At 67.3% G+C, this 9,642-nt stretch carries 7 protein-coding genes and 1 pseudogene; 1 reads left to right on the top strand and 7 read right to left on the bottom strand.

The window, feature by feature from the left end:
* The first annotated feature begins 147 nt into the window (after positions 1-147).
* Positions 148-447 (top strand): hypothetical protein, encoded by a 300-nt coding sequence (locus ACIO5D_RS38320; RefSeq protein WP_400800918.1) that lies wholly within the window; start codon positions 148-150, stop codon positions 445-447.
* A gap of 121 nt (positions 448-568) precedes the next feature.
* Here the strand turns inward: ACIO5D_RS38320 and ACIO5D_RS38315 are convergent, their stop codons facing one another.
* The 7 genes and pseudogenes from ACIO5D_RS38315 to ACIO5D_RS38285 form a co-directional block, all read right to left on the bottom strand.
* On the bottom strand, positions 569-1,738 hold the full coding sequence (locus ACIO5D_RS38315) for a JmjC domain-containing protein (RefSeq protein ID WP_400800915.1): 1,170 nt from the start codon (positions 1,736-1,738) through the stop codon (positions 569-571).
* Positions 1,738-2,787, bottom strand: a complete 1,050-nt coding sequence (locus ACIO5D_RS38310; protein ID WP_400800912.1) for a hypothetical protein — start codon at positions 2,785-2,787, stop codon at positions 1,738-1,740. Before ACIO5D_RS38310 ends, ACIO5D_RS38315 begins: the two co-directional genes overlap by 1 nt.
* The gene (locus ACIO5D_RS38305) at positions 2,780-4,657 is read right to left on the bottom strand and encodes a hypothetical protein (protein ID WP_400800909.1); all 1,878 of its coding nucleotides are present in this window, start codon (positions 4,655-4,657) and stop codon (positions 2,780-2,782) included. Before ACIO5D_RS38305 ends, ACIO5D_RS38310 begins: the two co-directional genes overlap by 8 nt.
* Before the next feature lie 116 nt (positions 4,658-4,773).
* Positions 4,774-5,145, bottom strand: a complete 372-nt coding sequence (locus ACIO5D_RS38300) for a hypothetical protein (RefSeq protein ID WP_400660182.1) — start codon at positions 5,143-5,145, stop codon at positions 4,774-4,776.
* A gap of 446 nt (positions 5,146-5,591) precedes the next feature.
* Positions 5,592-8,144, bottom strand: a complete 2,553-nt coding sequence (valS, locus tag ACIO5D_RS38295; RefSeq protein WP_400660185.1) for a valine--tRNA ligase — start codon at positions 8,142-8,144, stop codon at positions 5,592-5,594.
* A 130-nt stretch (positions 8,145-8,274) separates the two neighbouring features.
* The gene (locus ACIO5D_RS38290) at positions 8,275-8,955 is read right to left on the bottom strand and encodes a GNAT family N-acetyltransferase (RefSeq protein ID WP_400800920.1); all 681 of its coding nucleotides are present in this window, start codon (positions 8,953-8,955) and stop codon (positions 8,275-8,277) included.
* A gap of 426 nt (positions 8,956-9,381) precedes the next feature.
* Positions 9,382-9,546 (bottom strand): annotated as a pseudogene (locus ACIO5D_RS38285) (hypothetical protein); the annotation flags it as partial.
* Positions 9,547-9,642: the final 96 nt, after the last annotated feature.

Here is a 9,642-nt window from a genome sequence, read left to right as displayed (position 1 = left end):
TTGGCCCGCGGGGGGGGTCTGGCCCCCCCCCTCCGCCCCCCCCGGCCCGGGTGGGGCGCGGCGCCCTGTTGGACCCCCCCGCCCCCCCCCCCCGTCCGGGAGGACTCGATCGCCGCCGATTCCCTCGGGGCCCGCCGCACCTCCGCCATGGCCCTCGCCGCCGCCCAGCAGGACGGCGTCCACTCCGTGCTGGTGCCGGATGACGAGATCGTCCGCGCCCGCCGGGCGCTGTGGGACCATCGCAAGGTGGCCGTCGAGCACGGAGCTGCCACCGCCTTCGCCGCGCTGACCTCACCGGACCAGCATGTCCCCGACCGCGATCTGCCGACCCGCCCCGCCACGGCGAGCCGCAGCTACCGGCCCGGAGGCGGCGAGAAGGTCTGTGTGGTCCTGTGCGGGTCCAACACCGATCCGGCCGACCTGGTGCACCGGGCCACTGGGGACTGACCAGCGCCCCGAAGGGGCAGTTGAGTTGATCCGCCCGACTGCCCCTTCGGGTGGGGCGATGGTTACTCCCTATCGTCGTGCAAGGCCGCCGGACAGGGCGAAGGGCCGCGGTGCGCTGGATCTAGGGGACACAGGCGATCAGGCCAGCCTCGATGAGGCTGGCTGCAATCGTGCTGTCCGCTCTCTCGGCTGGGTCGGACTTCGCCGCATGAACGGTGGTCGGGGAGTCTGCGTGGAGGTCCGCCAGGAGGGCCACAGCCTGCGTGCTGGCGCCGAAGACACCACCGGCTGCGGCGAAGACGATCTCTCCGCTTGACGCCGATCCGAGCAGCTCCACGCCACCTGGGATCAACGAGCGGACCCGGCCGACCTTGATCGATGGAACGGGTTCGGCTGACGGTCCGGTTCGAGCACGAAGCAGCTTCCGGTACGCCTCGTCGCTCGGGGGGAACTCGGCCGCGCCCAGATGGATCGGGACCTGGTCACGGGAAATCCAGTTGTGGCGGCGGAGCAGCGCGATGGAAAGCAAACCGCTGTCCTCGCCGAGCGGAACTGCCTGATGCGGATGTCCTTCCGGAAAGAGGAGACAGTCTCCTTCGTGAAGGACCTCGTCCAAGACCACTTGGCTGGGCGGGCCTCCCTCGGGGGTGTCCCAGTCTCCGAGCTGGAATCGCTTGCTGCCCCAGAGCATGAAGGCGATGACGTCCTGACGGTCCGAGTGCCAGCCCGTGATGCTGGTGCTCCCGGCGGAGACGAACAGCTTCGTGAAGACGTCGGCACCGGACACGGCGATGATGTCGTCCACCAGCTCGGCCAGTGACGGGATGCAGCGATCGAACTGGCGGATCCCGAGCGTGATGCCTTCGGTGAGAGCCCGCCTTACTCGGTGGATGTCCATCTGGAAGGTGTCGGAGTCGGGTTCCAGCCGGTTCCCGAACCGTTCTCCCGGGAGCTTGCCTTTGGCATCACGGAACTCCATGTCCGCGTTCGCCCCGGTTGTCGCGTTGGCGACCAGTCGGGGCTCCGCAGTGAGCCACCACTCGTACTGCGCACGCCCGCACGGCAGCGCAGCGGTGTCTCCCTTGGCAGTGCCGAGGGCCGGCTCGGTACAAGGCGCTGCCAACGCGGCCACCACGCGGTCGCCGAGCCGCGCCCGGAGCCGTGTGGCGGCATGCTGGACGGCGGCCTCGTTGGCTGTCCGTACTCGGGCGACGAGCTGAGGCGGGAGGTCGCCTTGCTGGACAGCAAGGCGGTCTACCTCGTCGAGTCGACGAACGGCGCGCGACGTCATCAGGATTGCTCCAGCGTCTTGAGCAGGGGGGCGAGACCGGCCGCGAGGTCCGTTTGCAATCCGGGCCAGGGCGATACACCGAGGCGGTGGACATGGACTCGGGAAACCAACTCCCGCACGATCCGGCGCGTGGCTGCCGGATCGGCTCCGGCATCACGCATGTGCTCCGCAAGCCAGGCCATGGACTCCTGTTCCGTGCCTGCCGCCTGCAGGAAGCCGGCGGGTACCACTGGGGCAGGTGTGAGTACTACCAGTCCAATGGGAAACGTCGCACCGAGATGAGTGGCCGAGCCGGCAGGGAGGGGAACGGTTGTGCGTTGGTCTCCCTGCCGGACGGCTTGGGCCAGCGGGACGCCAAACGCCACACCGGTCATCGTGTCGAGCAGCACGACTTCATCTGTGGCTGTCGCGGCGAGCCCTGTGTCTCGAGCCCAGCGGGCGGCGGTGGTCTTGCCGGCCTTCTGGTTTCCACACACGATCACGCTACGGCCGGACGGCATCACCAGAAGGGCCGCGTGGAGTGCGGAGAACCGTCTGCGGTAGGGAGGAGTGAGCAGCGGCGGCAGAGCAGGCAACATGCCGGTGTAAGGGCGCCATTGAGGGTCGCGGGGCATCCGATACTCGACGCCGGCCCGGTTGCCGCTGACCGAGCGGTGGAGCAGGTCGATTCGGACCCCCGGACGCAGCCGTAGAAGCACATCCGCGGTGCCCCGGAGTCGCGGGCGCGCGACATCGAGGTTCACCTGGAGGGTGTCTCGGTGGGCCTTGTCGTCTGCCAGGTATCGCACAGTCACGCCCCCCACTTCGACGTCGAGGAACGGGAACAGCCCCTCGTCGTCGAGATTGGACGTCGGGTGTGTCTGGATCTGCGACACAGCCACGTCGAATGCCGCTTGGAGAGGGATCGTCCACAGCTGGTCGTTCTGCCAGAGACGAGCACCGAGGGTCCCGTCGATGACGTACAGCATGCTTGTCCGGTTGTCGACCACCTCCCATGCCCCGTCCGACCGTTCCGCAGCGGCCCAGAGGGGTGAGGTCCTGTCAGTCATTGACGTTCCCCTCCTCAAGCCCGTCAGCGCTGTGCGTGGACATCCGCGAACGGAGAGCCCCGACACCGACCAGATACGCACCGTCGACCGATGCATCGAGGTCGGTGAGCGGTACGAGCAGGTCGTCGACGAGCGCCGGGCTCTGGAACACGCCGACGGACCGATCGGTCGCCAGCGCCACAGCTATGCGCTGGGCGTCCCGGCCACACTGGATCAGGGACTCCTCCCATGCGGCAGGGCCCTCCCCGTGCTGCTCCGGCACGAGCCAGACAACCAGGGAGATGCCCGCGGTCCAGGGCTGGCCGATGGCGGCACGCTGAATGTCCTCAGAGCTGGGAGCTTCCCCTATGCGGAGCAGCGTCCTGGCCCCGTCTTTCCGGTAGGCGCCGGCGTCGAGATTCCCGCAGGGCAGCAGGAGACTCAGCCGAACGCCGCAGCGCGAGTCGCGCAGAATCGGCAGCAGGGTGTCCAGGATCCTGGCCGGCACTGCCTGGTGAGTGAAGGAGCGGCTGGTACGACGCGCGGCCAGAGCTGCGGGTAGCGCTGACCAGGGCAGTGGTCCACCGGACGTGCTGGTGCTCGCCTTGTGTGACGTCGTCCGGGCCTCGCAGGCTGCGTCTGCGTGAACGAGCAGGGAGGGAAACCAGCTGGCGTTGATCCACGGCTGCGCTGCTGTCCACAGGGCCTCGGCCTGAGTTGCGGGGACGAGTGCACGCGCTGCAACCAGCACGGAGAGTTCGTCCTGTGATGCGCCGCTCTGGTCGCGGATGTGCGCGAGGGACGAGGGCCGGTCACCTCTCGCGCTCGGGTTTGCGTAGGCGAGCGCGGTTACCGCGGCCGGTGAAAGGGCGACGAGTGTCACGGGCTCCGAGTGGACCTGGGCGTACAGGCCGGTTGCCGCAGGGACAAGAGACAGGAACGGGTTGGTGCGGTACTCGGAGTCCGCGGGTGCGATGGAACCGGTTGTCGGCACCGGCCGGGCAGACACCTCGGCCGGTGCCGGCGTGGCAAGCAGCAGTCCGAGAATCGGATCAGTGCCGGTGAACGCTGGAATCGGCAACCAGGCCGTGCTCCACCCTGTTGCCTGAACTGCCATGTTCAGGGTCTCCACCACGTGTCCTGCGTCGATGAGGACTGGGCGGAGCGCCCGCACGTCGCGGTAGCGCCACATGGCGCGCTGGACATGGCTGGAGACGACGAAGGCGATGCCGAAGGGTGGCACCTCCGCCTCCATCGGGATGTCGGAGCCTGCAGGGACGAGCGTGTGCCGATCGCCGTCGTACCACCATGCGCCTTGCAGTTCGGCGGGCCATCCAGTACCGATGAGCACACCAAGATCTGTGGGATGCCGGGCCCCGCCGGACGGGCTGGTCTTGAGCACGATCGGTCCGTGCCGGCCCTCGCGGCGACCGGTGATCCGTCCGGCGGTCCCCAGCCAGGCCGCAAGAAGATCGACACCTGCATTCGCGGCCAACTGGCCAACCGGTAGCTCAGCCTTCGGCAACGTGGTCTGTGGTCCGGAGCGCGGTGTTGTAGCTGGAGGCGGTCCTGCGTGAGCCGCGTAGCCGTCCATGAGCGCGCGGTCGACCTCGTGGCTGGCCTCCACGCTGTAGTCGAGGAACGGGTAACCGAGATTGAGGCGGCGGTAGAAGGCGAGGAAGTCCTGGGCCGGTGCGGCCCCAGTCTCGTCCAGCGTCATTCCGAGGTGCTGGACCGCCGTGGTGAACTCGTCGCTCGCCTCGCGGCCGGGGCCTCGGGCGATCCACGAGAGCAGCGTGCACTCCCGGTCCTTGCCGGAGAGCATGTAGGCCTGGCGGGTGCCCGCGTCAACGGAGATCCACCGCGAATCGGCCTGGATCTGGGGGGCCATGGCTCGTGCCGGGAAGACTCGTACTCTGTCCATTGATCACGTACCTCGAGGGTCGCAGAAACAGGACCGGGCGGGAGGGCCCGCGGCGGGGATGCCTGTCGCGGGCCGCCGCATACTCAGGAGCTGTTCTGGACGAGGGCGCGACGGAAGAGCGGAACCGCCGTGTAGATGCCGGCGGCCGTTCCCGGCATCGAGAACCACACGGCCTCGTTGGCCGCCGAGCTCGTGGGGGCGGCGAACCGCTCCAGGTCTGAGCGGGTCAGCAGCCACCGCCGGTCACTGTCAGGGTCGGAGATCAGGATCGACTGATCGCCCGAACCAGCGCCCGGCACCACCGGCACCTGGTCGCACAGGGTCTGGGACGGCAACACGAACACGATGTCGGCCCCGTCGCCGGATTGGGCGTTGCTCAACTCGAAGTCCGCCAACGAGGACGGGTCGAGGATGTACGTGGTGTGCTTCTCGGGGTCCTGCACTGCGATTTGCACGGGCACCTCCCGTGGATCGGCCGTGGGCCTGGTGGGTCCAGGCGCACTGGGGTGTGGTTCTTGTGACGCGCCAACAGAGGGATGAACGACATCTCTGGTGCTCGATGAAGGCATGACGGGAAGCGTGCGGAGAGTCTTCAGGTCGGCCGTCGAGTGGGACCGCTCCGGTGGTTGGCCGGCCAGGCCGTTTGCATGGAGCAGGCCGTGGCGCTCCCTGGAGTGCCTACGTAGAGGTGGTCGATCGTCACTCTGAGGTTCAGACTCTAGTACGACCCGGGAGGCTCCGCGCAACCTTTTGGGCTCCGGCGTTCGCGTTGTCCGAAACTGCGTTGCTTCGCCGCGAAGTTGGTTCGACCCATCTACCGACTGCCCGCCAGGAAAAAGCAGAACGGTGGCGCCTGATCATCGCCGGGATGAGCAGGCGCCACCGCCATGAACTGTCCTGGCTACAGGAAGATTTCGTACGTAATGTCTTCCGAGTCAGCCGTCTCGAAGGTCACGTCGAGGACATGCCCTGCCGACTGGACGTCAGGGAGCACCTGGCGCAGTAGCGCCAACGCCGGTTCCGCCCCACGGGCGACTACCTTCGCCACGTCCGCCCGCATCGACAGCTGGGCGGCACTCTTCGCCTTCCGGACAGCCGCGATCGCCTCGGCCGCCACGCCGAGCAGTTGGGGATCGCCGACCGGCGCACGCTCCCGCAGCTCAACCGCGGTGGGCCACTGCGCGCGGTGGATCGAGCCGGTTTGCCACCAGCTCCATGCCTCTTCGGTTGCGAACGGCAGGAACGGTGCCAGGAGGCGCAAAAGTACTGAGAGCGCATGGGCGAGGGTGGCTTGGGCCGACGCTGCGGGCCCCTCTCCACTCTCACCATAGGCACGATTCTTGACCAGCTCGACGTAGTCGTCGCAGAACGCCCAGAAGCACCGCTCGACGGTCTCCAGAGCGCGGGCGTAGTCGTAGCCTTCAAGTTGCTCGGTGGCCTCGCCAACCACCTCGGCGAGGTGCGCGAGGAGCGCCTGGTCGAGGGGCCGGGTCACCAAGGCGTCCGGCTGGTCGGCGCCGAGGCCGAGGACGAACTTCGACGCGTTGAGGATCTTGATGGCGAGGCGGCGGCCGATCTTCATTTGGGCGATCTCGAAGGCCGTGTCGGTGCCGGGCCTGGCGCTGGCGGCCCAGTAACGCACAGCGTCCGAGCCGTGCTGGTCCAGGAGGTCGAGCGGGGTAACGACGTTCCCCTTCGATTTGGACATCTTCTTGCGGTCCGGATCGAGGATCCAGCCGCTGATCGCCGCGTGCCGCCAGGGCAGCTCGTCGTGCTCCAGATCCGCGCGGACTACCGTGGAGAACAGCCAGGTTCGGATGATCTCGTGTGCCTGCGGGCGCAGGTCCATCGGGAAGACCCGGTCGAACAGGTCGTCGTCGTAAGACCATCCGCCGGCGATCTGCGGTGTGAGGGAGGACGTCGCCCAGGTGTCCATCACATCGGGGTCTCCAGTGAAGCCGCCCGGAGCGTCACGCTGGTCTTCGGCGAAGCCGGGCGGTACCTGGCTGGTCGGGTCAACAGGCAGCGAGCCTTCCGCCGGAAGGAGCAGCTCATCGGTGGGGTTTCCAGCCGAATCAAGCCGGTACCAGACCGGCACCGGGACGCCGAAGAACCGCTGACGGCTGATCAGCCAGTCGCCGTTGAGGCCTTCCACCCACGCCTGATACCGGTGCTGCATGTGGTCTGGGTGCCAGCTCAGTTCCCTGCCGCGGCCCAGCAGCGTTTCGCGAAGAGCCTCGTCCCGGCCGCCATTGCGGAGGTACCACTGGCGGCTGGTGACGATCTCGAGAGGCTTGTCGCCCTTCTCGTAGAACTTCACCATATGGTTGAAATGGCGCGGTTCTCCGGCCATCGCACCGCTGGCACGGAGCATCTCCACCAGTCGCTCACGGGCGGTGTGCGGCGTCGCTCCGGCGAGCTGCGCGTAGGCCGCCTTGGCCCCTGGCGTGTCGAGACCGGCCGGCGGGTCCGGGAGGAAGCGACCATCGCGTCCGAGAACCGGGCGGGTGCTGAGGTTGAGCTCACGCCACCACACCACGTCAGTGGTGTCACCGAAGGTACAGACCATGACAAGGCCGGTGCCCTTCTCCGGGTCGGCCAGGCGGTGGGCGAGCACCGGAACCTCGACCCCGAAGGCCGGTGTGCGCACCGTAGTGCCAAACAGTTTCTGGAAGCGTTCATCGTCGGGATGCGCCACCAGCGCCACGCAGGCCGGCAGCAGTTCGGGTCGGGTGGTCGCGATCTCTACAGCCTGCCCACCGGGCGCATCGAAAAGCAGATGGTAGTAAGCGCTCGGACGCTCACGGTCTTCGAGTTCGGCTTGGGCGACCGCGGTTCTGAAGGTGATGTCCCAGAGCGTTGGAGCCTCGGCCTGATACGCCTCACCGCGGGCCAGATTGCGCAGGAAGGCCAGCTGCGAGACTGCCCTGGAACGACTGTTGATGGTCTGATACGTGTGCCGCCAGTCAACGGAGAGGCCGAGCCTGCGCCACAGACTCTCGAAGACCTTCTCGTCCTCAACCGTAAGCCGCTCACACAGCTCGATGAAGTTCTGGCGGGAGACGGGGATCTGCTGCTTGCCAGGGGTCTCGGGCGGGCTGAAGCCGGGGTCGTAAGGGAGGGACGGCTCACACCGAACGCCGAAGTAGTTCTGGACGCGACGCTCGGTCGGCAGGCCGTTGTCGTCCCAGCCCATCGGGTAGAAGACGTTCTTGCCCCGCATGCGCTGGAAGCGGGCAATCGTGTCGGTCTGCGTGTAGGAGAAGACGTGTCCCACATGCAGGCTGCCGCTCACCGTGGGTGGCGGGGTGTCGATCGAGTAAACCTGCTCGCGCGTGGCGGTGCGGTCGAATCTGTATACGCCCTGCTCGTCCCAGGTCCAGGCCCACTTTGTCTCGAGGCCGTCGAGCGTGGGCTTGTCCGGCGTTCCTGGGCGAGGGGATGCGGTTGTCATGGCAGTAGATGGTATCGGCCTCCGGGACATCTCAAATCCCGTGCAAGCAAGTCCAGTTCTCGGGGTGGGAGACTACATTCCGTGAGGCATCGTCATCAAATATGACACTAAGTCAGGAAGTGGTGCGCTCTCAGATGCTCGCGGTGGATGAGAAGGTGCCATCCCCTCCTGCCGCTCCGAACAGTGGCAGACAGGGGGCTAGACCGACAGTGTCGATCTCAAGCGTACGGTGGGCTTCCCATTGCTCTCGGGTCAGTCGCAAGCGCCGCATGATGGTGGCCTGGCCTCTGACGATTCGCCGTTCTGTGCCGTCGTGTCGGTAACCTAACTTCCTCGACACCGCGAGAGACGCCGTGTTGTCAAGAAACGCACCAGTGGTGGCCTCAGCAGCACCCAAGCCGGCAAACGCCAGGAAGAGGACGGCGGCCCGCATCTCAGTGCCAAGCCCGCGCCCCTGGTGGGGAAGTCCGAGCCATGATGCGGTGTTGACCTCACGCACCAGATCGAACGACCTCGCCGCGAGTGCCTGAGCTCCCACCACTCGGCCGTTCTTGAAGACCGCCAGGTTGAGCGACCAGTTGTCCGGGGTCCAGCTGCCGACTCTGAGGCAGTGTTGCTGTATCACCGCGCGCGCTCGGCCGACCGGGGGAAGGTCCGTCCACGCGCTGCTGAACGGCATCATCTCAGGGCCATGCACACCCGCTGCGGCGAGGTCGGCCAGTTCTGCCAGCTCATCCGAGTGCGGCAAACGGAGCTCTAGCCTTGGTGTACTCAGCCGCAGACCGAACAGTGGCCAGTGATCGATCAACACGATCAAGTGTGTGCACCATACCGACGCGTTCGCACGTCGTGGCACGCCGTCCGAGGTACCGTCGCCGACACTGCCCCTATGCGGTAAGGGCGACCGTCGTGCCGCTCGACACCGAGGAAACGGGACTGCCGCTCGGTAGCCTTTTGGCGCTACTGGGTGGCGCAGTGAAGAAGTAACGGGCGGAAGCGCTTCGACGTAGTCCGCGGGGGTGCCGGGCCAGGCCGAGGGGTCGAACAGCCATGTGGAGGTGGTGGTGCCGTCCGGCGGGGCGCCCGCCGGCCTCGGCGGCCTCGCGCGGCAGGCTCTTCGAGAGCTTGCCGCCGTCGCTGCCGAGAATCTGGGGGGTGAAGATCCGGACGGGCAGCGGCCCGGGCGGCCGGCCGATCGCTCGCTGGTCGGTGCGATAGGCAGGAATCCGAGGCCGGCCAGCTGCGCCGCCTTGTCCGGGTTGTCGCTCAGCGGGTCGATGCCGGTGGCGCCGAGTGCGGTGAGTATCTGGGCGGCGGCGGTGTAGTCGCTCCCGTCCTCGGGCGGGCCGCGTGCGGCGTTGAGGGGCTGCCCCCTTCCGTCTTGTCCCCGACCTGTGGAAATAGTCTGAGATGGTGAGTTACGTGCCCCGAGTCCGTCGGGGGCTGTTCGTGCTTTCGGCCTGTTCGTTCTGCGTTCAGACCACAGCGGTACAGACGA

Source organism: Kitasatospora sp. NPDC087315 (assembly GCF_044744345.1).
Lineage (GTDB): Bacteria > Actinomycetota > Actinomycetes > Streptomycetales > Streptomycetaceae > Kitasatospora.
Note: the sequence above shows the minus strand (reverse complement) of the source record. Positions and strands in the feature narration are given on the sequence as shown.

Coding starts and splice junctions, on each gene's coding strand:
- ACIO5D_RS38320 (WP_400800918.1), top strand. CDS start 148: ATGGCCCTCGCCGCCGCCCAGCAGGACGGCGTCCACTCCGTGCTGGTG.
- ACIO5D_RS38315 (WP_400800915.1), bottom strand. CDS start 1,738: ATGACGTCGCGCGCCGTTCGTCGACTCGACGAGGTAGACCGCCTTGCT.
- ACIO5D_RS38310 (WP_400800912.1), bottom strand. CDS start 2,787: ATGACTGACAGGACCTCACCCCTCTGGGCCGCTGCGGAACGGTCGGAC.
- ACIO5D_RS38305 (WP_400800909.1), bottom strand. CDS start 4,657: ATGGCCCCCCAGATCCAGGCCGATTCGCGGTGGATCTCCGTTGACGCG.
- valS (WP_400660185.1), bottom strand. CDS start 8,144: ATGACAACCGCATCCCCTCGCCCAGGAACGCCGGACAAGCCCACGCTC.